Origin of the sequence: Kitasatospora sp. NPDC094028 (assembly GCF_049543595.1) — a bacterium.
In the GTDB taxonomy this organism is placed as follows: domain Bacteria; phylum Actinomycetota; class Actinomycetes; order Streptomycetales; family Streptomycetaceae; genus Kitasatospora.
Map to the genome: position 1 here is coordinate 44,615 of NZ_JBMVFA010000028.1, position 21,732 is coordinate 66,346.

A 21,732-nucleotide genomic window follows, 5' to 3' on the forward strand; every position below is an offset into this window, starting at 1 on the left:
CCGCTGGTCGGCGGCGCGGGCGCAGTGGTCTGATGCCGCCATGGCCAGGATGAGCATCACGGTGTGTCTGCCCGCGCGGGAAGCCGGCCGAGTGGAGGAGGCGGTGGGCGAGGCGATGGCCCCCTTCGAGCTCGACTGCACGGGCGGCGCGGACCTGGACATCTGGGACTCCTGGCGCATCACCGGCGGCACGGTGCACGGCGGCGGGTTCAACGTCCTGCCCGGTCACGAACGGGACGCCCGGCTGCTGCACGAGTTCCCGAACCGGTGGCTGACCGGGCACGTGCCGGTGCCCAACGACTTCGGCTGGTGCGCGGGCGGGCCCCGCGAGCTGCTCGACTTCACCGCCACGCGCGAGCAGGCCGCCGAGCTGGCCGACGCGGTGTGGCGGCGCTGGCACGAGCTCGCGGGGGAGCTGCCGACGCCCCGGCCCCTGGAGTCCTACCTCGCCCGCCATCATGCCGATGCCATGACCTACTCGTCCCAGCAGGCCTACGAGGACTTCGGCGCCCAGCCCCTTCTGCGGGCGTTCGCGGACTACCGGAGGTCACTGCCGACCGAGCGCTTCCGAGGGGCGTTCCTCTGGCTGCCGGACCCGCTCGCGGACGTGGGCGGCCGCCCCCGCGCGGAGTTCGTCGCCTCCACGGCGGCCCAAGCCCTGCACCGGCGCAACGTCCTGACCCTGGACGGCTGGTGGTACGAGGACGGCGGCCCGGGCCTGCACGGTGCCTGCCACAGCGGTGCCTGCCCGCACGAGCCGGACCTGGCGCCGGGCTACGACCACATCAGCGGGTATCTGACGGACCTGCCCGGCGACACGCTCCTGGTCAACGTGCACTGTCACGTCTGAGCGGGGCTCCGGTCAGGGCGTGCCCGTCGTGCCCGCCGCGTAGGCGCGGGCGACGGCGGCGTGGCCGGCCTTGGGGGTGGTGCGGCCCTCCGGCCAGGAGCGGACCAGGCCGTAGCCGACCGTGTCGAGGTCGTCCCGCGGGTCCTCGGCGGCCGGGTAGGCCGGGGTCACGTACGTGAAGACGAACGCGCCGGTGAGCCCGGCGGCCGTGAACAGCTCGATCAGGGAGACGAGTTCGCGGGCCTGGGCCTCCTCGTCGCGGACCAGGCCGGCGCGCGGGCGGCGGGTGCCGTCCGTCCGGTCGACCAGGGTCCAGGCCGAACCGCCGTACGCGGCCGCGCCGGTGAACGCGGCGCAGCCGAACTCGGCGGCGACCAGCGGCTTTCCGTGCCGGTGCAGTGCTTCGAGGGTGGCCCGGAGGGTGGCGGCGTTGCCCGCGTCCCGGTAGGCGTCGACGGCGACGAGGTCGAACGGCGTCCAGTCGATGTCCTCCCAGAGCCCGGCGGCGTAGGTGAGGGGGCCGGTGAAGTGCCGGCGCGCGGTGGTGACGGCGGTGGCCAGCAGGGCGTTGAGGCGGACCGGTGGCGGGCCGGCCGCGAAGAACTCCGGGGCCCAGCTCATCGGGTCGGAGAGGGCGGCCAGGCGGGCGACGACGTCGGCGCCGGGGACCAGGCCGGCCAGGAAGAGGGTCCACTCGCAGCCGACGACCAGGGTGACGTCGGCGCCGGTGCGGTGGAGGTCACCGGCGATCCGGGCCGCCTCCTCGACCGCGGCCAGGGTCGTGGCCTCGTCGGCGTTCGGCAGCATGGGGGAGAGCCAGACGGCGAGGCCCAGCCGGGCGGCCGTCTCGGCGGCGAGCCGCAGTCGGGCCGGGTCGTTGCCGGTGAGGCGGACGGCGTTGCAGTGCAAGTCGCCTGAGATGGCGGCGAGTTCGCGTTCCACGGTGTCCGCGGTGAGGCCGGGGCGGGTGACCGAGCCGTCGACGGTCGGAGTGCCGGTGTCGTAGGTGACGCCCTTGATCTTCATGGGTGTTGTTCTACCGCACCGATGATCACCCCGGGGCGGCTTCGGGCGGTTCGCCGCCCCGGGGGAGGTGCTCAGACGGCGGTGGCCACCGGCGTCCCCGCGCCGTGCCAGTGGCGCAGCGCCTGCCGGAGCCCGTCCGGATCCTCGTGCCCTTCGGTGCCCACCCAGGCCGTGTGCCCGTCCGGGCGGAGCAGGACGGCCCGGAGCCCGGGGTGGTCGGGGCAGGCCGCGGTGACGACGTCCACGCAGCCCGCCCAGGCCGCCGCCGCCTCGCGCAGGGCGCCGCCGCCCGTCAGGTCGAGCAGGAGGCCGCGCCCCGGGGCGAGCAACGAGCTCAGGCGGACGGGCCCGTCGCCGGTGTCCAGGGCGAGGTCGGGGGCGAGGCGGCCGAGCCAGGGGTGGCCGGTGTCGGGGTGCATCGGGTAGCGGGTGTCGAGCCCGGTGATGGTCTCGGTGAAGGCGCGGTTGCCGTCCGGGTGGCGGGCGACGCGGGCGAGCAGGTCGACGAGCGGACCGAGGCCGGGGCCGGCGTCGGCGAGCAGCAACTGCGCCTGGGTGTCGGCCAGGACGCGCGCGCCGGCGGCGTGGCGTTCGGCGTGGTAGCCGGCGAGCAGGTGGGCGGGCGCGGTGCTGCGGACGGTGGCGGCGAGTTTCCAGCCGAGGTTGAACGCGTCGTCGAGGGCGACGTTGACGCCGATGGCCCCGGCCGGCGGGTGGATGTGCGCGGCGTCCCCGGCGAGCACGACCCGGCCGCGGACGTACTCGGCCGCCTGCCGGGCGGCGTTGCCGAAGCGCGACAGCCAGCGCGGGCCGCGCAGTTCGACGTGCCGGCCGAGCGCGGCGTCGACGGCGCTCCGGAGCAGGTCGAGGGTGACCGGGGTGTCCCGGTCGGCGGGGGGCTGCGGGTCGGTGGTGAGGATCCGGACGTAGCCGGGGCGGGGGATGACGAAGACGCTGCCGCCGGGGCCGGTGGTCGGGCCGAACGGCAGTGCCTCCGGGTCGGCGAGTTCGACGTCGCCGAGCAGGGTGAAGCGGGTCGACGCGGTACCCGGGAAGTCGATGCCGGCCTGCTTGCGGACGGTGCTGCGGCCGCCGTCGCAGCCGACCAGGTAGGCCGCCCGGATGCGGTACTCGCCGCCGTCCGGAGCGCCGACCGTGGCGGTGACGGACTCGGAGTCCTGGGCCAGGGCCCGCAGTTCGTGCCCGCGCCGGAGGTCGGCGCCCAGGTCGCGGGCGTGCGCTTCGAGGACCTCCTCGACCCGGGTCTGCGGGATGCCCAGCGTGAACGGGTGGTCGGTGCGGGCGCCCGCGAGGGTGAGGGTCACCGGCAGGCCGGCGAACGCGGCGTGCGGGACCGGCCGGCCCTCGCCGACGAGCCCTTCGGCGAGGCCGCGCCGGGCCAGCAGGTCCAGGGCGCGGGCGTTGAGGTTGAAGCCCCGGCAGTGGTCAGGCCGCCGCAGGTGGCGTTCGAGCACGACGGTGTCGATGCCGGCGAGGCGGAGTTCGGCGGCGAGTAACAGGCCGGCCGGGCCGGCTCCGACGATCAGCACCTCGGTCATCGGGCGGTTCCCTCCTCGGTGCCGGCACCGGCACCGGCACCGGCGCCGGCGTCGGGGACGGACCAGGTCCAGCCCTGTTCGGTGCGTTCGAGCTTCGGCCAGAACAGGCTGCCGTCGCGGATCTCGGCGACGGTGCGCCGGGTCCAGGCCAGTTCGGCCTCCCAGGCGTGTACGGCGCACTCGGTCTCGATCATGAACAGTCGGGGGACCCGCCCGGAGCCGACCGTGTCGGCCAGCACCGCGTCGGTCTCCGCGATCCGGCGGGCCAGGTGGTCGGCCCGTTCGAGCAGTGCGGCGGCGGCCCGCTCGGGGCCGAGTGCGCCGAGGTAGGACACCGCGGCCAGGAACTTGGGGTACTCGGCGACGGGCGTGCGGAGGAGTTCGTCGATCCACTGCACGAACTCGCCCTGGCCGAGCTCGGTGGGCGCGTACACCGTCCGCTCGGGCCGCCGGCCGTCACGCCCGGTTTCGACCGGCTCGATCCAGCCGTGCCGGACCAGCGACTCGACGGTGTCGTACAGCGACCCGGAGTTGACCTTGAAGCTGCTGTCCTTGTGGCGTTCCCGCAGCGTGGTCGCCATCTCGTAGGGGTGCATCGGCTGTTCCTGCAGCAGGCCGAGGACGGCCAGCGCCAGGGTGTTGGAGATCTTTCGCTTCGCCATGTGTGCTCCGATCGACGCGGTCACGTGGTAGTCGGACCCTAATAGCCGGATCCGACTATATGCAAGCGACCGGCCGACGCACCGCGCCCGGCGCACACCGCCGAACCGGGGACCCGCCCGGCATGTCCCGCCCCGGCTGACCGGACGGCGGGCCGGGACTCGGGTAGGCAACGGGGCCATGGAGACACGCATCGACGAGATCGCCGAGCGCATCTACCGGGTCTCGACCTTCGTCCCGGAGATCGCCCCGCCCGCCGGGTTCACGTTCAACCAGTTCCTGATCGACGCCGAGGAGCCGCTGATCTTCCACACCGGCATGCGGTCGCTGTTCCCCGCCGTCTCGGCGGAGATCGGCCGGGTGGTGCCGCTGGAGCGGCTGCGCTGGGTCACCTTCGGGCACGTCGAGGCGGACGAGTGCGGCGCGATGAACGAGTTCCTGGCGGCCGCGCCGCGGGCCCTGGTCGCGCACAACACGCTCGGCTGCACGGTCTCGCTCAACGACCTCGCCGACCGGCCGCCCGTCCCGATGGACGACGGGGAACTGCTGGACCTCGGCGGTCGGCAGGTGCGCCGGCGGGTGCGCAACGTCAACACCCCGCACGTGCCGCACGGTTGGGAGGCGCGGGTGCTGTTCGAGGAGGAGACCCGGACGCTGTTCTGCGGGGACCTCTTCACCCACCTCGGCGACGGGCCCGCCGTCACCGGCGACGACCTGGTCGAACCCGCGCTGCGCTCCGAGGAGCTGTTCCGGCAGACGTCCTGCCTGACGGCCGCCACGGACGCCCTGCGCGCGCTCGCCGAGCTGCGCCCGCGCACGCTCGCGGTGATGCACGGCTCGTCGTTCCACGGGGACGGCGCGGCGGCGCTGAACGCGCTCGCGGACGCGATGCTGGAGCGGTTCGGGCCCGAGTCGGAGTTCGCGGCCCGCCCGAGCGCGCTGGCGGGCCCGCACCCGTAGAGCCCGGGCGCAGCGGGCGTGGGCCCGCCCGCTGCCGGGTGGTCAGGCCAGCGTGATCCGGATGCCGACCGTGCCGCGGTCGCCGCGGCGCAGCCGGCTGCCGAGCAGGGTGAGCACACCGAGCAGGCCGTACTTCTGGCGCAGCAGGGTGCGGTAGGCGGCGGTGCGCTCGGGGCCGAGGAGCTCGGCGGTGGCCGGGTACTGCTCGCCGGTCGGGCGGCCCTTGACGTCGCAGGGGCCGACCAGCACGTCGGCGCGGTTGCGGATCCGCTTGACCTTCCACGAGTCCGCGACGGTCCAGATGCCGAGCGCCTCCCCGTCGCGGACCACCCAGACCGGGGTCGGCACCGGGGTGCCGTCCTTCTTGTAGGTGGTGACGAGCAGGTAGCTGCCGGAGGAGAGCCGGACGATCCGGGCGAGCCGGTCCGAGGCAGCGGGGTCGACGGGGTCGGGCGTGGTCATGGCGGAAGTCTAGAGGCCCCGGGCCGCCCGGAGCCCCCGGAAGGCGGCCGGGCCGGTCACCGGCGGCGGGTGGAGTGCAACAGGGCGCGGACGCGGCGGGAGAACCGGGCCCGGCCGCGGCCGCCGACCGCGGTGGCGCCGATGGCCGTCGCGCCGGTGCCGACCGCCGCGGCGGCCACCGCACCGGCGGCCCGGCGGCGCGCGACCGTACGGGCGCCGGCCCAGAGGGCGAGGGCGGTGGCCAGGGCGGCGCCGGTCCAGACGGCGGGGGTGAGGCCGGGGTCGGTGGAGGGGCCGCCGAGCGGCGGCTGGGCCCAGGCCGGGAGGTCGTCGGAGGCCTGCGCGGTGGCGGCGGCAGCGGAGGACGCGCCGCTCGCGGGGGCGCCGGTGTCCTCGACCAGCTGGCCGACCGGCTGGACCTTCCCGGCCGCCGCGAAGCCCCAGTCCAGCAGGCTGGCCGCCTCGTCGTAGACCTTGCCCTGCGCCTCCGGGTGCATGACCGTCACCAGCAGGGTGCGGCCGTCACGCTCGGCGGCGCCGGTGAAGGTGGCGCCCGCGTTGGTGGTGTAGCCGTTCTTGACGCCGATCAGGCCGGGGTACTTGCCGAGCAGGCGGTCGGTGTTGGCGATGTCGAAGCTGGTGCGCTGACCGGTGACCTTGTCCAGCCCGCCGGGGAAGCGGGCGGTGCGGGTGGAGCAGTAGGAGCGGAAGTCGGCGTTGCGCAGCCCGGCGCGGGCGAACAGGGTGAGGTCGTAGGCGGAGGAGACCTGGCCGTCCATGTCGTAGCCGTCCGGGGTGACGACCTTGGTGTCCCTGGCCTGGAGGGCCTGGGCGCGGGCCTGCATCTCGCCGACGGTGCGCTGGACGCCGCCGTTCATGTTGGCGAGGACGTGCACGGCGTCGTTGCCGGAGCTGAGGAAGACGCCCCGCCAGAGGTCCTCGACCCGGTACGGCAGGTTCTCCTTGACGCCGACGAGGCTGCTGCCGGCGCCGAGGCCGGCCAGTTCGGCGGTGGTGACCTGGTGTTCCAGGGAGCGGTCGAACTTGGGCAGCACGGTGTCGGCGAACAGCATCTTGAGCGTGCTGGCGGGCGGCAGCGGCAGGTGGGCGTCGCGCGCGGCGAGCACCTCGCCGGTCTTGGCGTCGGCGACCAGCCAGGAGCGGCCGGTCAGGGTGGTGGGCAGGGCGGGGGCGCCGGCCAGCGGCGCGACCTGGACGGCCGGCCGGCCGAGCCGTTCCCCGCCGACCGTCGCGCCGGCGTCCTGGGCGACGGCCGCCGGGGCGGTGAGGGCGACGGCGGTGAGGGCCAGGGCGGAGGCGGCGGCCGCCCGGGCGGCCCGCTGGGTTCGCTGCACATGCTTCGACTGCACAGGGCGAACGTAACCGGGCGGCCGCCGGTGCGCCGTGGCTGCTGCTCCGTCCGGTGGGCCCCGGCGGCACGGGCGCTGGGCCGCGACTTTGGTGATCCCGGCCCGCGCCGAAAGTCGGACTACCCCGGGGCGGCCGGCTCCTAGGCTGACGGCCATGAAGACGCTGTGCGGCTACCTCGGTTTCGTGCTGATCCTCGGCGGCGGTACCGGCCTGCTGGCCGACCGGCTCGGCGGGTTCCGGCTGTTCGGCTTCGTCCGCTTCCTGGTGCCGCAGGACCACGAGACGGCCGGGTACGCGGCGCTGCTGGTGCTCGGTGTGCTGCTCGCGATCCCCGCCGCCCGGCGGGGTTGATCGCTCAGGAGGCGGCGATGCCGTCGAGCAGGACGGCGAGCCCGGTGCGGAAGGCCTCCCGGCCGTCGTCCGCGGCCGCGCCGGTGTCCCGCCGCAGTGCCGTCAGCAGTGGGAAGCGGTCGGCGAAGTCCGGTGCGAAGCAGGCGAGTTGGCTGGCGCGGGCGGGCCACCAGTCCTCGCCGGTGAGGCCGGTGAGGCCGGTGAGGCCGGTGGCGGCCGCGGAGCGGCGGGCGTCGGCGGTGGTGGCGGCCGTGCCGCGGACGTACTGCCACAGGGCGGTGACGGCTCCGCGCCGTCGGGCGGGGGCCAGGGCGGCGGGCGCGAGGGCGTTCAACAGGCTTTCCGTCGCGGCGAGTTCGGCCGGGCCGAGGACGGGCCGGGCGGGTGGGGCCTGGAGCACCCAGGGGTGGCGCAGGTAGCAGGCGTGCAGCTGCTCGGCCCAGGTGGTGACGGCGGCCCGCCAGTCGTCCAATGGCGCGGCCGGGGCGGGGAGTTCGGCGAGCACGCGGTCGTGCATCAGGTCGAGGAGCTCGTCCTTGCCGGGCACGTAGGTGTAGAGCGCCATCGCGGTGCGGCCGAGGCGTTCGCCGACCGCGCGCATGGAGAGCGCGGCCATGCCCTCGGCGTCGGCGACGGCGATGGCGGCGGAGACGATCGCGTCCACGCTCAGGCCCGGCTTGGGGCCGCTGCGGGCTCCCCGCCCGGCGCGCGACGGTTCGGGTGCGCCCCAGAGCAGGGCGAGTGAGCGGTGGGTGTCGCCCTGCCCGGCGAAGGCGGTCATCCGGGGTCTCCTTATGGCGTAAAGCATCGCCGCGACGGCAACTCTTTATGCTGTAAGGATATCAAGTCCGCCCACCGGCACGGTTTCGCGACGGCGCCGCGCACGGCACCGCCCGCCACCGTCGTCGAGGTCGTCGAGGCGGTGCGGATCACGCCCCGTACGGCCCGGATCGCCTGCGCCGCCGAGGCGTTGGCGAACTCCGCGGGCACCGCGCCGGGCCGGCGGCTGAAACTCCCTCCCCCCGCCCGGTTGGAACGTGCCCGGACCGCCCGCGCGGAGCGACGCTCCGATGGGCCGGTACCGGGCCCACCTGGCGATCCCCGAGGTCGGGCGGCCACTGACGCGCGGCTCGACCCGTGCCGCCGGTGCCCGGACACCCGGCCGGTCGAGGCCGGCTTCGTGCTGCACGGCGACACCGGCCCCGCCGCCGCCCGGGCGCTGCGCGGCGCCCCCCGGGGGGCCGGCTCGGCCCGGTCCCGGGGACGGCGATCGCGGATGGAAGCCGTGATGCCCGGTTTCGGGTCGGGTCGACGGGGAAGGAAGTGTCGCGGTGTCGACAAAGCGCCGACAGCTTGGCGACATTCCGCCACTGTCGAGAGTCCGCCACTGGCGTTTTCGGGGCGGGATCGGTCGGTTCCGACCGTGACCGACCGGTCCTGATCGGCGAAAAAGGGACACGGATCGGCCCGATTTATACGGTGTATTTTACTTTCTGATGGTCATTTTTACTTTCTGATGGGGATTTCGCCCCTTGTCGTGGTCGTGTCGGATGCGCTGGAATGCGACCGCTGTCGGGACGCGCGGTCCGGACCAACCACGCGGCCGATCCGGACTCGCGTACGCTGGGCTGTGCGCAACCTGACGTCGCATCAGACGAAAGGATGTCCATTGATCAGCTGGCGGAAAGCCCAGCTAGCAGCTGCCGTCTCGGTCACCTCCGCGTCCCTGGTCCTGACCTTCGGGACCTGCGCGAACGCCACCCCCGCCCCGACCGCTCCGGCCGCCCCCACGGCGGCCGAGGGTGGGGCGCCGGCGCCGGTGATCGTGATCCTGAAGGACCAGATCGCGGACGCCCCGGCCGACCACGGCCACGTCGGCGCCCGCCAGCAGAAGACGGCCGCCTCCCAGGCCCCGCTGCTGAACAAGGTCAAGGCCCAGGGCGGCACCAACATCAAGAGCTTCGTCGTCGGCAACGCCTTCTCGGCCACCGTCGACCCGGCTCTGCGCGCGTCCCTGCAGGCCGACCCGGCCGTTGCCGCCGTCGTGGCGGACACCCAGGTCAAGGTCGCCCCGGTCTCCGCCTCCACGGCGAAGACGGGCAAGGACGCCGTCGACGCCAAGGCGGCCGGCAACGGCGACGCCAAGGCCGCCGCCTCGGGCAGTGACGGCAGCCAGGCTCCGGAGGAGAACGCGACCAACACGGTCTGCCCGTCCGACCCGAGCAAGCCGCTGCTGGAGCCCGAGGGCCTCTACTCGGTGCGCGCCCAGACCGGCAACGGCCACCCCGGTGTCGAGAACCTGGCCACCGGCAAGGGCGTCAAGGTCGCCTACATCGCGGACGGCCTCGACCCGAACAACCCGGACTTCATCCGGGCCGACGGCTCGCACGCCGTCGTCGACTACCAGGACTTCGCCGGCGACGGCTGGGCCGCGCCCACCGGTGCGGCCGAGGCCTTCGGCGACGCCTCGGCGGTCATCGCCCAGGGCCGCCAGGTCTACGACGTCTCGCAGTTCGTCAACGCCTCGCACCCGCTGCCGGCCGGCTGCAACATCAAGATCAAGGGCCTCGCCCCGGACGCCGACCTCGTCGCGCTGAAGGCCGGCGGCGAGATGATGTCCAACTCGTCGATCCTGCAGTCCATCGACTACGCGGTGCGGGTCGCCCACGTCGACGTGCTGAACGAGTCCTTCGGTGGCAACGTCACCCCGGACAGCGGCGCGCACGACACCATCTCGCTGTTCAACGACCAGGCCGTCAAGGCCGGTGTCACGGTCTCCGTCTCCTCCGGTGACGCGGGCATCAGCGGGACCATCGGCACCCCGGCCACCGACCCGAACGTGATCGCGGTCGGCGCGTCGACGGACAACCAGAACTACCAGCAGACCGGTTACGCGGCCTCCCAGTTCTCCAGCAAGAAGTGGAGCAACAGCCGCATCTCCGCGCTGTCCTCGGGTGGCTTCACCCAGGCCGGCCGGACCGTCGACCTGGTCGCCCCGGGTGAGTCGGACTGGGCGCTGTGCACCCCCGACGTCACCAAGTACACCGAGTGCACGGGCTACAACGGCAAGCCGTCGGCGATCCAGCCGTTCGGTGGCACCAGCCAGGCCGCCCCGTTCGTCACCGGCGCCGCGGCCCTGGTCATCCAGGCCTACCGCGACACCCACGGCGGCGACTCGCCGTCCCCGGCCCTGGTGAAGAAGTTCCTCACCGGCACCGCCCAGGACCTCGGCGTTCCGGCCGAGGAGCAGGGCGCCGGTCTGCTGAACGTCCGGGCCGCCGTCGAGGCCGCCCGCGGCTACGACGACGGCGACGGCACCGACGGTGCCAGCACCGTGGTCGTCAACACCGGCCAGCTCGACATCTCGGGCGCCCCGGGCTCGACCCACACCGCCGACGTGTCCGTCACCAACACCAGTGACAGCCCGCAGACGGTCAGCGCCGCCACCCGTGCCTTCGTGCCGCTGGCGAGCAACACCCAGACCGTCAAGCTGGACACGTCCTCGAAGGACACCTTCAAGTACGCGACCAACGGCGCGGACTGGGTCCAGAAGCAGGTCAAGTTCACCGTCCCGGCCGGCGCCGACCGCCTCGCGGCCTCGATCGCCTGGCACGGTGCGGCCAACCCGACCGTCAACGGCCCGGTCGTGCGCCTGACGCTGCTCGACCCGTCCGGCAAGTTCGAGACCAACACCCGCCCGCAGGGTGGTGCGACCCCGGCCAACTACGGCCTGGTGGACGTCCCGCACCCGGTCGCCGGTGAGTGGACCGCCGTCTTCTACACCCCGGCCGGCGACCACGGCTTCAGCGGCGACGTCCTGTTCGGCACCTCGACCCAGCGGGCCGTCCCGGCCGGCGCGGTCGGCCCGAACACCGCCGACCTGCAGCCCGGTGAGACCAAGAACCTGAAGGTCCAGCTCACCACCCCGGCCACCAGCGGCGACTCCAGCGAGGCCGTCACGGTCTCCAGCTCGAACGGCAGCACCACCAGCGTGCCGGTCATCCTGCGCAGCACCGTCCCGGTCAAGGACGGCAAGGGCACCTTCACCGGCACCATCACCGGTGGCAACGGCCGCGGCCAGTCGCCGACGCAGAGCTTCACCTACGGCTTCGACGTCCCGAAGGGCCAGAAGGACCTGCGGGTCGGCCTGACCGTCGCCAAGGACGCCAACCTGCTCATGCAGGGCGCGCTGATCAGCCCGAACGGCACCCCGATCGACATCGAGGGCAACGGTCTGTTCGACGCCAAGGGCAACCTGACCGGCACCACCCCCGGCGTGTCCGCCACCACCGTCAACCCGGCCGAGGGCCACTGGCGGTTCGTCCTGAACGTGCTCGGCCCGATCAGCGGCCAGCAGCTGTCGCAGGACTTCACCGGCACCATCGCGTTCAACCAGAACCAGGCCACCGCGGCCGGTCTGCCGAACGACAAGGGCACCAAGCTGGCGGCCGGCAAGCCGGTCACCGTCACGGTGAACTACACCAACAACACCGTCGCCACCCAGCAGATCTCGGCTGACGGCCGCCTGGACAACCGGGTCGACCTGCCGCTGGTCCCGCAGGGCGCCTCGGGCTCGGTCACCCTGCCGCTGAGCCTCAGCTCCGCGGTCCCGGGCTTCCTGATCCCGCCGGGCACCGACCAGCTCAAGGGCGTCGCGGCCTCCTCGACCCCGGCCCAGCTGGAGCTGGCCGCCACCACCTCGTCGCCGGACCTGTTCGGTGACCTGAAGAAGGCGCAGAACGGCTCGACCATCTCGACCGTGACCGACAAGGGCACCGCCGAGCAGCCGATCGTCCCGGGCAACTGGGGCACCTTCCTGCAGCAGATCGGCCCGTTCACCAACGCGGGCGCGCCGGCCGGCACCGCCACCATCACCGCCACCGCGCACACCCTGGCGTTCGACCCGGCGCTGACCTCCAGCACCGGTGACCCGTACGCCGCCTCGGTGAACGCCACGGCCCCGGCCGCCACCCCGGTGACCGTCCAGCCGGGCGCCAGCGGCTCGCTGCAGGTGACCCTGACCCCGACCGGCCCGAAGGGCAGCACGGTCAAGGGTCTGCTGTACCTGGTGTCCGCCCCGACCTCGGTGGCGACCGCCAACAACAGCCTGAGCACCACCGGTGCGGTGCTCGCGGCGATCCCGTACAGCTACACCGTGAGCTGACGCTTCGTCTCCTCGGTCGCGCCCTGATCGCGCCGAACGCACCAACTGGCCGAGGCCGTCCCGGAGTTCCGGGGCGGCCTCGGTCGCGTTTCAACCGTTCCCGGGTGGGCAGTCAGCAGTCATAGGGACATGTCGGCCCAATCGGGGAGCGGATTTGTACGAGGTGATCAAACACAGCGACGTCGAGGTGAACGGCGTCCGGCTGCACATCGCGGAGCAGGGGGAGGGCCCACTGGTCCTGCTGCTCCACGGCTTCCCGGAGAGCTGGTACTCCTGGCGCCACCAGTTCGCCCCGCTCGCCGCGGCCGGCTACCGGGTCGTCGCCCCGGACCAGCGCGGCTACGCGCGCAGCGAGCAGCCCGAGAACGTCGACGCGTACACCCTGCTGCACCTGGTCGGTGACGTCACCGCGCTGATCGCCGCCCTCGGCGAGGAGCGGGCCGTGGTGATCGGGCACGACTGGGGCGCGCCGGTGGCCTGGACCACCGCGGCGCTGCGGCCCGACCTGGTGCGCGGCGTCGCCGGGCTGAGCGTGCCGCCGGTGCCGGTCGGCGGGCCGCCGCCGCTGCAGGCCTACCGCGAGAACTACGGCGAGGGCTTCTACCAGCTCTACTTCCAGGAGCCCGGCCGGGCCGACGCCGAGCTCGCCGCCGACGTCCGGTCCAGCCTGCGCCGGATCCTGACCGGCACCACGCCGGACGGCAAGCCGCGGCCCTGGGTGGTGCCCGAGGGGAAGACCCTGCTCGACACCCTCCCGGACCAGGAGCAGCTGCCCGGCTGGCTCACCGACGCGGACCTCGACGTCTTCACCGCCGACTACGCCCGGCACGGCGAGCGGGCCTTCACCGGAGGGCTCAACTGGTACCGCAACGTCGACCGCAGCGCCGAACTGCTCGCGCCCTTCATCGGGGTGACGGTCGAGGTGCCGGCGCTGTACGTGGTCGGCGACCGGGACCTGGTCAACGCGATGATCCCGCCCGGCGTGCTGGAGTACCTGCTCGGCCGGCTGCCCCGGCTGCACCGCTCCGTCCGGCTGCCGGACACCGGGCACTGGACGCAGCAGGAGCGGCCGGCGGAGGTCACCGAGGCGCTGCTGGACTTCCTGAAGCACCTGGATTCGTAGCGGAGTTGCTCGCCCCCCGGCCGCGGCGCCCGCGGCGGGGCCGCGGCCGGTTCGCTAGGCGATCGGGGCCGGGAGGGCGGCGCGCAGGGTGAGGGACTCCTGCGGGTTGCCGTAGTCGCGGGAGGAGACGATCAGCCCGTCGACGACCCGGATCACGTTGATGTAGGTGAGGGTGAAGGGCTCGGCGGTCGCGGTGATCCGCCCGCGCACCCGGAACTCGGCGATCACGACCTCGGGGTCCCCGGTCTCGTGCAGGGTGACCTCGTCGACGGCGTGGAAGCTCCACAGGCCCGCCGTCGCCTTCATTCGGGCCCGCATGGTCTCCCGGCCGGTGGTCTCCGGCGGGAAGCCCTCCGGGGCGAAGGGGATGCGGATCACCGCGTCGGGGGCGTAGAAGTCGGCCAGGGCCTCGCGCGGGCCCTCGGCGGTGACGCGCAGGAACTCCTCGACGGTGGCGCGCGGGGTGCGGGTGGGAACGGACATGGTGCTCTCCTCGGATCATCGGTGCGGATCGACACGGGCAGGGCAGGCCGGGGCGAAGGCGTTCGCCGTAGAATCGGAACGGTGGCCCCGTTTCGAGAATACGGAACGACCGCCCCGCTTGTCGACCCGTCAGAAACCCTGTGAGGAGCCCCCATGCCCGCCCCCGTCGATCGGCCGCTGAGGGCCGACGCGCGCCGCAACCGGGCCAAGGTCCTGGCCGCCGCCCGCGAAGCCTTCGCCGCCGAGGGCCTGGCCGTCCCGCTGGACGAGATCGCCCGCCGGGCCGGAGTCGGCGCGGGCACCGTCTACCGGCACTTCCCCACCAAGGAGGCGCTGTTCGAGGCCGTCGTCACGGACAGCATCGAAACCCAGACCGCGCGCGGACGCGCCGTGCTCGCCGAGGAGGCCCCGGGCGAGGCCCTGTTCACCTTCCTGGCCGAGCTGGTGGCCGGCGCCGTCGTCAAGATGGACCTCGCCGACGCACTCGTCGGCGCCGGCGTCGAACTGCAGCCGGGCACCACCGCTGCGGCGGCACAACTGCGGGCCGTCCTGGGCGAGTTGCTCACCCGCGCACAGGCCGCCGGCGCGGTCCGCCCCGACGTCGACGGCGCCGACCTGCACGCCCTGGTCGCCGGCGCCGTGGCCGCCGAACGCCGCCGCCCGTCCGACACCGCCCCCGGCCGCCTGGCCCGCCTGGTCTGCGACGGCCTGCGGGTCGTTTGACGTCGGGCGCTGTGTGCCGCCGGCCGAGTCCTTGATTGCGGCCGGCCCGGTTGCGGGGGGCGTCGCGTCAGCAGTGCGGGCAGCCGGTCGGGACGGGGGTGTCCGGGAAGTCCTCCCGGCCGTCCAGCCAGCCGGTGAGCCGGTCGGCCAGGGTGAACCGTTCGGGGAAGAGGGAGTGGGGCAGGCAGGTGCCGTGCGGGTCCCAGCCCCACATCCGTCCCGCGGGGGTGCTGAAGTCGACCAGCGACCAGATGGCGCAGCCCCAGGTCAGCAGGGGGACCACCGACACCGGATAGTTCTCGCCGTAGCCCTCGCGCCAGTCGAGATACGTCTCGACCATGCGCGGTTCGTCCCGGAACTCGGTGAGGGACAGTGCGCCGTCCCGTCGTCCGAAGCCGCCGTCCGCGATGTCGAGGTAGATCCGCCTGAGCAGCGGCGGCATGCGGTGCCCCACGGCGGCTTCCAACTCGGCAACGGCCTCCGGCGGGGCCGGGAGGGTTCCCGGCCGGGTCCGTTCGCGGATCCTGTCGATGATCTCGTCGTCGGTCATGGGGTATCGGTATCAGCCGTCGCTGACACCCCTTGAGGGCCGGTGCTAGACCGGGAGGAGGCGGGTGATCAGGTCGGCGAGGCGGCGGGTGTTGCGGCAGGGGTGCATGTCGACGACGGAGGCGTAGGCGGGGGCGGCGGAGTCGCCGGTGGTCCAGAGGGCGGGTTGTTCGGGGTTGAGCCAGAGGACGCGGCGGGCGCGGGCGGTGATCCGGCGCAGGGCGGGGAGGTTGGGGTCGCGGTGGTTGTTGCGGGCGTCGCCGAGGATCAGGACGGTGGTGCGCGGGCGGACCGCGTCCAGGTGGTCCTGGGCGAAGTCGCCGAGCGCCGAGCCGTAGTCGCTGTTGCCGTGGTAGCCCATCACCCGGGCCTCGGCGAGGATGCGGGCGGCGAGGCGGCCGGGGTCGTCGGCGCCGTCCGCGCGGAGCAGGTCGGTGACTTCGGCGGTGCGGTTGACGAAGGCGAACACCCGGACCTTGCTGAACTGTTCGCTCATCGCCCGGACCAGCAGCATGGTGAAGTCGGCGAAGCCCGCGACCGAGCCGGAGACGTCGCACAGCAGCACCAGCTCCGGCCGGGCCGGGCGGCGCAGCCGGTAGGCGGGGCGCAGCGGCACTCCGCCGGTGGCGAGCGAGCGGCGCAGGGTGCGGCGCAGGTCGATGTGGCCGCGGGCGGCGCGGCGGCGTCGGGCGGCCAGCCGGGTGGCCAGCTTGCGGGCCAACGGGTGGACGGTGCGGCGCAGTTCGGCGATCTGGTCGCGGCCGGCGGCGAGGAAGTCGATCCGGTCGGTGGTGGGGGCGAGGGCGCGTTCGGCGATCCGCTCGGCGCCGCGCAGTTCGGCGACGCGGCGGCGGGCCTCGGTGGCGACCAGGCCGCGGAAGTCCTGGATGCGGCGGCGGATCTCGTCGGCGAGGACGCGGTCGGCGACGTCGGCGTCCTCGGAGGCACGGTCGGGGGTGCGCTCGCGCAGGGCGGCGAGGATGCGGGCGAGCAGGGTCTCGGGGGCGAGCCGGCCGAGGGCCTGGTGGGCGGACCAGCCGTCCGAGCCGGGGGTGGCGCCGGTGCCGTACCGGCCGAAGGCCTCGATCACCTCGCCGGCCAGCCGGGCCTGGGCGGCGCGGTCGTCGGCGGCGAGCGCGGCGGCGAGGCGCTCGCGCAGGTCGTCGCGGAGCGGGTCGGGGCGGCCGAAGCGGGGCGGCTCCGGGTCGTCGGGCACCGGCGGCGGGTCGGCGCGGACGGCTTCGGGGGTGCCGACGCCGAGCGGGAAGAACAGGTCGAAGGAGGCGTCGAAGACGGCCCGTTGGGCGTCCGAGCGCAGCAGGGCGGCGGCCAGGCCGGCCCGCATCTGCTCGCGGTCGTCGAGGCCGAGCACGTCGAGGACGGCGGCGGCGTCCACCGTCTCGGCGGGGCCGATCCGCAGGCCGTGCCCGCGCAGGGCGCGGACCAGGCCGGTGAGCCGGGCGGCGGTGTCCTGGGTGGCGGTGTCCTCGACTTCGGCCCCGGCCGGTCGCGGCGCGGTGGTCATGCGAGGGTGAGCTTCCGGGCGGCTTTGCGGACGTCGTCCTGGTGCTTGAGGATCACCCCGAGGGTGTCCCGCACGATCGCGTCGTCCAGGGTGTCCGCGCCGAGGGCGAGCAGGGTGCGGGCCCAGTCGACGGTCTCCGCGACGGACGGCGCCTTGCGCAGCTCCATCGCCCGCAGCGCGCCGACCACCCGGACCAGCGAGGCGGCCAGCGTCTCGTCCAGGCCGGGCACCTGGAGGCGGACGATCCGGCGCTCCAACTCGGCGTCCGGGTAGTCGAGGTGGAGGAAGAGGCAGCGGCGGCGCAGCGCCTCGGAGAGCTCCCGGGTGGCGTTGGAGGTGAGCAGCACGAACGGGCGGCGGCTCGCGGTGATGGTGCCGAGCTCGGGAACGGTGACCTGGAAGTCGCTCAGCAGCTCCAGCAGCAGGGCCTCGACCTCGACGTCGGCCTTGTCCAGTTCGTCGATCAGCAGCACGGTGGGCTCGTCGCCGCGGATCGCGGTGAGCAGCGGGCGGGTGAGCAGGAACTCCTCGCCGAAGATGTCGGTGCGGGCGGCGTCCCAGCTCTCGTCGCGGCCGGCGGTGATCCGCAGCAGCTGCTTGGCGTGGTTCCACTCGTAGAGCGCGCGGGCCTCGTCGATGCCCTCGTAGCACTGCAGCCGGACGAGTCGGGCGGCGCCGATCCGGGCCACGGCCTTGGCGAGTTCGGTCTTGCCGACGCCGGCCGGGCCCTCGACGAGCAGCGGCTTGCCGAGCCGGTCGGCGAGGTAGACGGTGGTGGCGATGGCCGTGGAGGCCAGGTAGCCGGTGGCGGCGAGCCGGTCGACGGTGTCCGCCACCGACGTGAAGAACCCCGTGCCGTCGCCGTTGCCGTTCTCGCTCATCCGTCCGCCCCGTTCCGGTTCGCCCGTGCCAGTCGGGCGTCACCCTACCGGCCGGTCACTTGCTTGTCTCGGGTCGGCTGTGGCGGGGATCTCGGGCGGCGGGTGGGGGCGGCGTGGGTACTGTGGTCGGCAGTGGACGTGCGTGATCGAACGTCCGTTGCGCAAGGGGGGTAGGGGGAATGACTCCACTGGGGCTGAGTGTGGCCACGTGGTGGTGCATCGCCGTGTTCGTGACGGCGGTGTTCTGGGCGGTCTGGGTGCCGTCGATGCCGACGCGGGAGTACCGGCTGATGACGGCGCTGGCGCCGTTCGGCGGGGCGCTGTTCCTGCTGATGCACTACAAGATCAAGGGCATGGAGCCGGCCGACTCGCTGGCCATGTTCTCCACGGGGATCCTGGCGTTCGCGCTGGGCGCCGTCGGGCACCGCCGGAAGCTGGCGGCGGCGTTGACGGCGGCCAAGCGGGAGGGGCGGTCGGACCGGGACGTGATGCCGGTGCCGATGATGGCGCAGCTGCTGCTGAGCCTGACCGCGGGCATGGTGGTCTACTTCTGCATCAAGGCGTGATCGACGCGTGATCCGGGGGTAGCCGCCCGAGCATGGTGGAGCGGCGTACGGCGGGCGGCTGCCCGTCGTACGCCGCTTCGCTGGTTCCGGTGCCCGGCGCGTCAGTTGACGTACAGGACCGGGCTGCCGGCGACCGAGGTGTCGGTGACCGGGCCGTAGGTGGCGCTGAAGTAGCCGGTGGAGAAGCACAGGCCGGGGCCGGAGACCAGGGTGGCGGGCTGGTTGGCGAAGGCGATGGTGTTGCCGGTGTTGGAGGTGGAGCCGGAGATGCCGCTCGGACTCTGGTAGTCGCACTCGACCGAGCCCAGGATGGTGTTCAGGACGACCGTGATCCCCACCGGGCCGGCGGAGGTGCCGTTGAGCGAGACGTTGCCGCCGGAGCCGGAGGTGACCGTGTTGGTGTACGGCAGGCTGGTGGCGGTGACGCTCTGCACGCTCATGACGCCGATGACGCTGGAGGTGCAGGAGTCGAAGGACTGGCTGTTGAGCTGCTCGGTGGCGCTGCCGGGGGCGGCCGGGTTGGACGTCACCGTCGCGGAGAAGGAGGAGCTGGCACAGCTGACGCCGTTGGAGCTGCCGGCGCCGTCGGTGAACGTGGCGGCCGTGCCGGCGGCCAGGTTGGCGATGAGCGTGTCGCCGACCGCGATGGCCGGGCCGCCCGTGCTGCCGGTGGTCAGGACGGCGGTGGCGTCGGCCTGGGCCGGTGCCATGGCGGCGCCGGTGAGGGCGAGGGCGGCGAGCGATGCGGTGGCGAGCGTGCGACGGATGCGCATGAGGGTGCCTCTCTCCGTCCGGGGACGGGTGGGGGAATCCCCGCCGGCGGGTGTGGTGGTGTGCGCGACGGGGGAGGTGCGTGGCATGGCGCACCGGGAGCTGCGACGGTCCGCCGTACGGCGTGGCCGGGCACGACGGCGGGCCCGGCGCCACGGGCCCGGTCGTCAGGGTGCGGTGGTACGGCCGTGCGTACGGCGGTCCGGGGTTACCGGGGTGCGGCGGTGCGGGCACGGCGGCACCGGGGTGTGCGGGGCCGGGCGTGCCGGTGTGCGGACGCGTGTGGTGGGGGCTGCGTGTCAGGCGGCTGCCGCCGCCGGCCGCACCGCGTCCGCCGTGCTCCCGTTTCGGGGGCGGTCGCCCGGGGTCGTCGGAGCCCAGGGGAGGTTCCGCCGGTGGTGACTGCTCTGCCACCGGTTGGAAACCTGCCAGTGTTGTAAACCCGCTCTTCCGTCAATGTCAATACAGGACACAGGAGTTGGTGATGGAAAGAAGGCTCCCCAGGGCCGATGTGATCCTTCTTCCGGGCGCCCGGACCGGCCGCGATCCGGCCCGGTCGATCAAGCCCGGCCCGCGCCGGCTGCCGGCCGGGGTGATCGCCGCGACCCAGCGCGAGCGGCTGCTGGACGGGCTGGTCCGCACCGTCGCCGAGCGCGGCTACCAGCATGCCACGGTCAGCGACATCTGCCGGGCGGCCGGGGTGACCAGGCCGGTCTTCTACGAGCTGTTCAGCGGCAAGGAGGACGCCTTCCTGGCCGCGCACCGGTACGGCACCGGGGTGGTGCTGCGGCGGATGGCGGCGGCCTTCGCGGCCGAATCCGACTGGTGCGCCGGCATCCGGCAGGCGCTCGGCTCGATGCTCCAACTGCTCGCCGGGACACCGGCCTTCGCCACCATGGCGGTGGTCGAGATCGAGGCGGTCGGCCCGGCGGGGCGGCGGGAGCGGGACCAACTCCTCACCCGATTCCGGGCGTTCTTCGCCGAGGTGCCGCAACTGCCGGGCGGAGTGCCGGTGGAGGAGATGGTGGACGCCGTGGTGGCCGGCGTCTACGGCGCGCTGTACCGCCGGATCGACTCCGGTCGGACGGACCAACTCGTGGATCTGGTGCCGGTGTTGAGCCTGTACTGCCTGGCGCCGTTCCTCGGCCCGGCGCAGGCGGCCCGGCGGTTGGGGATCTCCGACGAGCCGTAGGGTTCGCGAACGGTGAAGATCCTTCGTGCACCCGTATTGACCCCGCCGATACCCGGCAGTAGCTTCTCGGATACTCATCGCGCTCCGACCGGATCCGCCCCGCTGCCGAGGGAGGACGGTCCGGTCGACGTGCGGGAACGCTGTCCGCGCCAGGTCAACGTGCCAGTGCCTGCCCATCCCATCCATCCCGAGGGAGCACACATGGCCATGTCCGAGGAAGCCGCCACGGCGGCGGAGACACCCGAGACGCCGACCGCGCCCAGAAGAGGCCGGGTCCGGTTCAAGCGCACCGCCCTGATGGCCGTACCGGCCGTCGCCCTCGGGGGTGTGCTGATGACACTCACCGCCCAGGGCGTGCTCGCCGCCCAGTTCGAGATATCCGGCATGCCGTTCACGATCACCGCCGACAAGCTGGACGGCGACGGCCTCGCCCAGTACGGCTCCCTCGATCACATGATCAAGAACAGCCCGAACGCGGGCAAGACCGGCGGCCAGGTGCTGGTGGCGGTGTCGGCGATCAAGAGCGCGGACATCACCAACCTGTGCCAGAGCGTCGACCTCGGCGGCATCAACATGCTGATCCGCGCCGGCGACGGCGGCACCCCGGTGCACGCGGACAACCTCACCACCGACTCCGATCTGCTGACCGCGGACGCGGAGTTCACCAACATCGACATCGGCGGTGACGCCAGCACCTACACCAAGGGCGGGCCGGCCGGGAAGGGCCTCCCGGGCGTCTACGGACAGCAGGCCGACAAGGTCAAGCTGAACCACCTCAGGCAGCACAACTACGCCGCCACGGCGGCCTCGTTCAAGCTGCCCAACCTGCGGCTGAGCTTCAGCTCGCACGGCTGCTGAGCATGGCGGAGTCCGTACCGGAGCAGCAGCCCGAGCCGGATTCGCAGCCGCAGCCGCAGCCGCAGCCGGAGTCGCAGTCGGGGCCGGGCCCGGAGCCGGCGTCGGGTCCGGCGTCGGACGGCGGCGCGGACGGCGCGGACGGCGGGGGCGACGGGAGCGACGCGGCCGCCGAGGGGACGGCCGTCGCCGCCCCCGCCCCGGCCGCTCCCGCCGCCCGCCGCGCCGACTGGCGGGGCCGGCGGCCGTTCTGGGGCGGGCTGCTGGTGCTGCTCGGCGGCGCGGAGGTGCTGTTCACCGAGAGGTCCCCGCTGCCGGTCGTCCTGCGCATCGGGATGCAGGGGCTGGCCGGCTACCTGGTGCCCGCGGTGATGGTGATCTGCGGCCTGCTGATCCTCTTCAACCCGGTCCAGCGGCTGTTCTACTCCGTCGTCGCCGTGCTCGCCTCGCTGGGCACCTGGCTGACGTCCAACCTGGGCGGCTTCCTCATCGGGATGCTGCTCGGGGTGGTCGGCTCCTGCCTCACCTTCGGCTGGGTGCCCGACCAGCCGCTGCGCCGCGGGCGCCAGCGCCGGTGGGACCGGCGCCAGCAGCGGCGGGCGGCCAGGACGGCCGGGTTGTAGCCCCCGTGTTCCGTGCCGTGCGCCCCGGTGATGGGAGA

The 21,732-nt window shown here is 73.7% G+C and carries 20 protein-coding genes, 1 tRNA gene and 2 pseudogenes; 11 read left to right on the top strand and 12 right to left on the bottom strand.

Annotated features, from left to right (window positions below; translation table 11 throughout):
• Nucleotides 1–40 precede the first annotated feature (40 nt).
• Nucleotides 41–850 carry a hypothetical protein gene (locus ACPC54_RS31095; RefSeq protein WP_498969586.1) on the top strand — a complete coding sequence of 270 codons (810 nt, stop codon included), beginning with the start codon at nt 41–43 and terminating at the stop codon, nt 848–850.
• A 12-nt stretch (nt 851–862) separates the two neighbouring features.
• On the opposite strand, the gene ACPC54_RS31100 is transcribed toward ACPC54_RS31095, so the two are convergent.
• The 3 genes from ACPC54_RS31100 to ACPC54_RS31110 form a co-directional block, all read right to left on the bottom strand.
• Nucleotides 863–1,876, bottom strand: coding sequence for a glycoside hydrolase family 113 protein (locus tag ACPC54_RS31100; RefSeq protein ID WP_498969587.1), 1,014 nt, complete (start codon nt 1,874–1,876; stop codon nt 863–865).
• Nucleotides 1,877–1,947: 71 nt separating this feature from the next.
• Nucleotides 1,948–3,435, bottom strand: coding sequence for an FAD-dependent monooxygenase (locus tag ACPC54_RS31105; protein WP_498969589.1), 1,488 nt, complete (start codon nt 3,433–3,435; stop codon nt 1,948–1,950).
• Nucleotides 3,432–4,097, bottom strand: a complete 666-nt coding sequence (locus ACPC54_RS31110) for a PadR family transcriptional regulator (RefSeq protein ID WP_498969590.1) — start codon at nt 4,095–4,097, stop codon at nt 3,432–3,434. The genes ACPC54_RS31105 and ACPC54_RS31110 overlap by 4 nt, the downstream gene beginning before the upstream one ends.
• Before the next feature lie 178 nt (nt 4,098–4,275).
• On the opposite strand from ACPC54_RS31110, the gene ACPC54_RS31115 reads away from it, so the two are divergent.
• The gene (locus ACPC54_RS31115) at nt 4,276–5,055 is read left to right on the top strand and encodes an oxygen-binding di-iron domain-containing protein (RefSeq protein ID WP_498969591.1); all 780 of its coding nucleotides are present in this window, start codon (nt 4,276–4,278) and stop codon (nt 5,053–5,055) included.
• Between the two features lie 42 nt (nt 5,056–5,097).
• On the opposite strand, the gene ACPC54_RS31120 is transcribed toward ACPC54_RS31115, so the two are convergent.
• Both ACPC54_RS31120 and ACPC54_RS31125 read right to left on the bottom strand, forming a co-directional pair.
• Nucleotides 5,098–5,517, bottom strand: a complete 420-nt coding sequence (locus ACPC54_RS31120) for a PPOX class F420-dependent oxidoreductase (RefSeq protein ID WP_498969593.1) — start codon at nt 5,515–5,517, stop codon at nt 5,098–5,100.
• Between the two features lie 56 nt (nt 5,518–5,573).
• Complete coding sequence (locus ACPC54_RS31125; protein ID WP_498969595.1) at nt 5,574–6,887, bottom strand: D-alanyl-D-alanine carboxypeptidase family protein; 1,314 nt, start codon at nt 6,885–6,887, stop codon at nt 5,574–5,576.
• A 154-nt stretch (nt 6,888–7,041) separates the two neighbouring features.
• Between ACPC54_RS31125 and ACPC54_RS31130 the strand changes: the two genes are divergently transcribed.
• Nucleotides 7,042–7,239 carry a hypothetical protein gene (locus tag ACPC54_RS31130; protein ID WP_498969597.1) on the top strand — a complete coding sequence of 66 codons (198 nt, stop codon included), beginning with the start codon at nt 7,042–7,044 and terminating at the stop codon, nt 7,237–7,239.
• A 4-nt stretch (nt 7,240–7,243) separates the two neighbouring features.
• On the opposite strand, the gene ACPC54_RS31135 is transcribed toward ACPC54_RS31130, so the two are convergent.
• Nucleotides 7,244–8,020, bottom strand: coding sequence for a TetR/AcrR family transcriptional regulator (locus ACPC54_RS31135; protein WP_498969598.1), 777 nt, complete (start codon nt 8,018–8,020; stop codon nt 7,244–7,246).
• An 888-nt stretch (nt 8,021–8,908) separates the two neighbouring features.
• On the opposite strand from ACPC54_RS31135, the gene ACPC54_RS31140 reads away from it, so the two are divergent.
• Entirely contained in the window at nt 8,909–12,403 is a 3,495-nt protein-coding gene (locus tag ACPC54_RS31140; protein WP_498969600.1) for a S8 family serine peptidase, read from the top strand.
• A gap of 163 nt (nt 12,404–12,566) precedes the next feature.
• A complete protein-coding gene (locus ACPC54_RS31145; protein ID WP_498969601.1) occupies nt 12,567–13,526 on the top strand; it encodes an alpha/beta fold hydrolase in 960 nt (319 codons plus the stop codon).
• Nucleotides 13,527–13,580: 54 nt separating this feature from the next.
• Here the strand turns inward: ACPC54_RS31145 and ACPC54_RS31150 are convergent, their stop codons facing one another.
• Nucleotides 13,581–14,009, bottom strand: a complete 429-nt coding sequence (locus ACPC54_RS31150; RefSeq protein ID WP_498969603.1) for a nuclear transport factor 2 family protein — start codon at nt 14,007–14,009, stop codon at nt 13,581–13,583.
• 153 nt (nt 14,010–14,162) lie between these two features.
• Here ACPC54_RS31150 and ACPC54_RS31155 point away from each other — a divergent pair, with 153 nt between their 5' ends.
• Complete coding sequence (locus tag ACPC54_RS31155) at nt 14,163–14,732, top strand: TetR/AcrR family transcriptional regulator (RefSeq protein WP_498969604.1); 570 nt, start codon at nt 14,163–14,165, stop codon at nt 14,730–14,732.
• Between the two features lie 67 nt (nt 14,733–14,799).
• Here ACPC54_RS31155 and ACPC54_RS31160 read toward each other — a convergent pair whose 3' ends face one another.
• From ACPC54_RS31160 to ACPC54_RS31170, 3 genes are read right to left on the bottom strand one after another with little or no spacing between them, the layout of a single operon-like run.
• On the bottom strand, nt 14,800–15,282 hold the full coding sequence (locus ACPC54_RS31160; protein WP_498969606.1) for a hypothetical protein: 483 nt from the start codon (nt 15,280–15,282) through the stop codon (nt 14,800–14,802).
• Nucleotides 15,283–15,327: 45 nt separating this feature from the next.
• Nucleotides 15,328–16,806 (bottom strand): vWA domain-containing protein, encoded by a 1,479-nt coding sequence (locus ACPC54_RS31165; protein ID WP_498969608.1) that lies wholly within the window; start codon nt 16,804–16,806, stop codon nt 15,328–15,330.
• On the bottom strand, nt 16,803–17,687 hold the full coding sequence (locus ACPC54_RS31170) for an AAA family ATPase (protein WP_498969610.1): 885 nt from the start codon (nt 17,685–17,687) through the stop codon (nt 16,803–16,805). The genes ACPC54_RS31165 and ACPC54_RS31170 overlap by 4 nt, the downstream gene beginning before the upstream one ends.
• A 179-nt stretch (nt 17,688–17,866) precedes the next feature.
• On the opposite strand from ACPC54_RS31170, the gene ACPC54_RS31175 reads away from it, so the two are divergent.
• Entirely contained in the window at nt 17,867–18,253 is a 387-nt protein-coding gene (locus ACPC54_RS31175; protein ID WP_498969612.1) for a hypothetical protein, read from the top strand.
• A 101-nt stretch (nt 18,254–18,354) separates the two neighbouring features.
• On the opposite strand, the gene ACPC54_RS31180 is transcribed toward ACPC54_RS31175, so the two are convergent.
• Nucleotides 18,355–19,026, bottom strand: coding sequence for a Tat pathway signal sequence domain protein (locus ACPC54_RS31180; RefSeq protein WP_498969614.1), 672 nt, complete (start codon nt 19,024–19,026; stop codon nt 18,355–18,357).
• A gap of 482 nt (nt 19,027–19,508) precedes the next feature.
• On the opposite strand from ACPC54_RS31180, the pseudogene ACPC54_RS31185 reads away from it, so the two are divergent.
• Nucleotides 19,509–19,721: pseudogene (locus ACPC54_RS31185) on the top strand (hypothetical protein); the annotation flags it as partial.
• A gap of 20 nt (nt 19,722–19,741) precedes the next feature.
• Here ACPC54_RS31185 and ACPC54_RS31190 read toward each other — a convergent pair.
• Nucleotides 19,742–19,984: a hypothetical protein gene (locus tag ACPC54_RS31190; RefSeq protein ID WP_498969615.1), complete on the bottom strand. Its 243-nt coding sequence runs from the start codon at nt 19,982–19,984 to the stop codon at nt 19,742–19,744.
• A gap of 49 nt (nt 19,985–20,033) precedes the next feature.
• On the opposite strand from ACPC54_RS31190, the gene ACPC54_RS31195 reads away from it, so the two are divergent.
• The 3 genes and pseudogenes from ACPC54_RS31195 to ACPC54_RS31205 form a co-directional block, all read left to right on the top strand.
• Nucleotides 20,034–20,116 (top strand) — tRNA-OTHER (locus tag ACPC54_RS31195).
• Nucleotides 20,117–20,417: 301 nt separating this feature from the next.
• Entirely contained in the window at nt 20,418–21,074 is a 657-nt protein-coding gene (locus tag ACPC54_RS31200; protein WP_498969616.1) for a DUF6230 family protein, read from the top strand.
• Between the two features lie 206 nt (nt 21,075–21,280).
• Nucleotides 21,281–21,694 (top strand): annotated as a pseudogene (locus tag ACPC54_RS31205) (DUF6114 domain-containing protein); the annotation flags it as partial.
• Nucleotides 21,695–21,732: the final 38 nt, after the last annotated feature.

What these genes read in the sequence shown, in the direction of transcription:
- ACPC54_RS31095 (WP_498969586.1), top strand. Translation starts at nt 41, where the DNA reads ATGGCCAGGATGAGCATCACGGTGTGTCTGCCCGCGCGGGAAGCCGGC.
- ACPC54_RS31100 (WP_498969587.1), bottom strand. Translation starts at nt 1,876, where the DNA reads ATGAAGATCAAGGGCGTCACCTACGACACCGGCACTCCGACCGTCGAC.
- ACPC54_RS31105 (WP_498969589.1), bottom strand. Translation starts at nt 3,435, where the DNA reads ATGACCGAGGTGCTGATCGTCGGAGCCGGCCCGGCCGGCCTGTTACTC.
- ACPC54_RS31110 (WP_498969590.1), bottom strand. Translation starts at nt 4,097, where the DNA reads ATGGCGAAGCGAAAGATCTCCAACACCCTGGCGCTGGCCGTCCTCGGC.
- ACPC54_RS31115 (WP_498969591.1), top strand. Translation starts at nt 4,276, where the DNA reads ATGGAGACACGCATCGACGAGATCGCCGAGCGCATCTACCGGGTCTCG.
- ACPC54_RS31120 (WP_498969593.1), bottom strand. Translation starts at nt 5,517, where the DNA reads ATGACCACGCCCGACCCCGTCGACCCCGCTGCCTCGGACCGGCTCGCC.
- ACPC54_RS31130 (WP_498969597.1), top strand. Translation starts at nt 7,042, where the DNA reads ATGAAGACGCTGTGCGGCTACCTCGGTTTCGTGCTGATCCTCGGCGGC.
- ACPC54_RS31135 (WP_498969598.1), bottom strand. Translation starts at nt 8,020, where the DNA reads ATGACCGCCTTCGCCGGGCAGGGCGACACCCACCGCTCACTCGCCCTG.
- ACPC54_RS31150 (WP_498969603.1), bottom strand. Translation starts at nt 14,009, where the DNA reads ATGTCCGTTCCCACCCGCACCCCGCGCGCCACCGTCGAGGAGTTCCTG.
- ACPC54_RS31155 (WP_498969604.1), top strand. Translation starts at nt 14,163, where the DNA reads ATGCCCGCCCCCGTCGATCGGCCGCTGAGGGCCGACGCGCGCCGCAAC.
- ACPC54_RS31160 (WP_498969606.1), bottom strand. Translation starts at nt 15,282, where the DNA reads ATGACCGACGACGAGATCATCGACAGGATCCGCGAACGGACCCGGCCG.
- ACPC54_RS31165 (WP_498969608.1), bottom strand. Translation starts at nt 16,806, where the DNA reads ATGACCACCGCGCCGCGACCGGCCGGGGCCGAAGTCGAGGACACCGCC.
- ACPC54_RS31170 (WP_498969610.1), bottom strand. Translation starts at nt 17,687, where the DNA reads ATGAGCGAGAACGGCAACGGCGACGGCACGGGGTTCTTCACGTCGGTG.
- ACPC54_RS31175 (WP_498969612.1), top strand. Translation starts at nt 17,867, where the DNA reads ATGACTCCACTGGGGCTGAGTGTGGCCACGTGGTGGTGCATCGCCGTG.
- ACPC54_RS31180 (WP_498969614.1), bottom strand. Translation starts at nt 19,026, where the DNA reads ATGCGCATCCGTCGCACGCTCGCCACCGCATCGCTCGCCGCCCTCGCC.
- ACPC54_RS31200 (WP_498969616.1), top strand. Translation starts at nt 20,418, where the DNA reads ATGGCCATGTCCGAGGAAGCCGCCACGGCGGCGGAGACACCCGAGACG.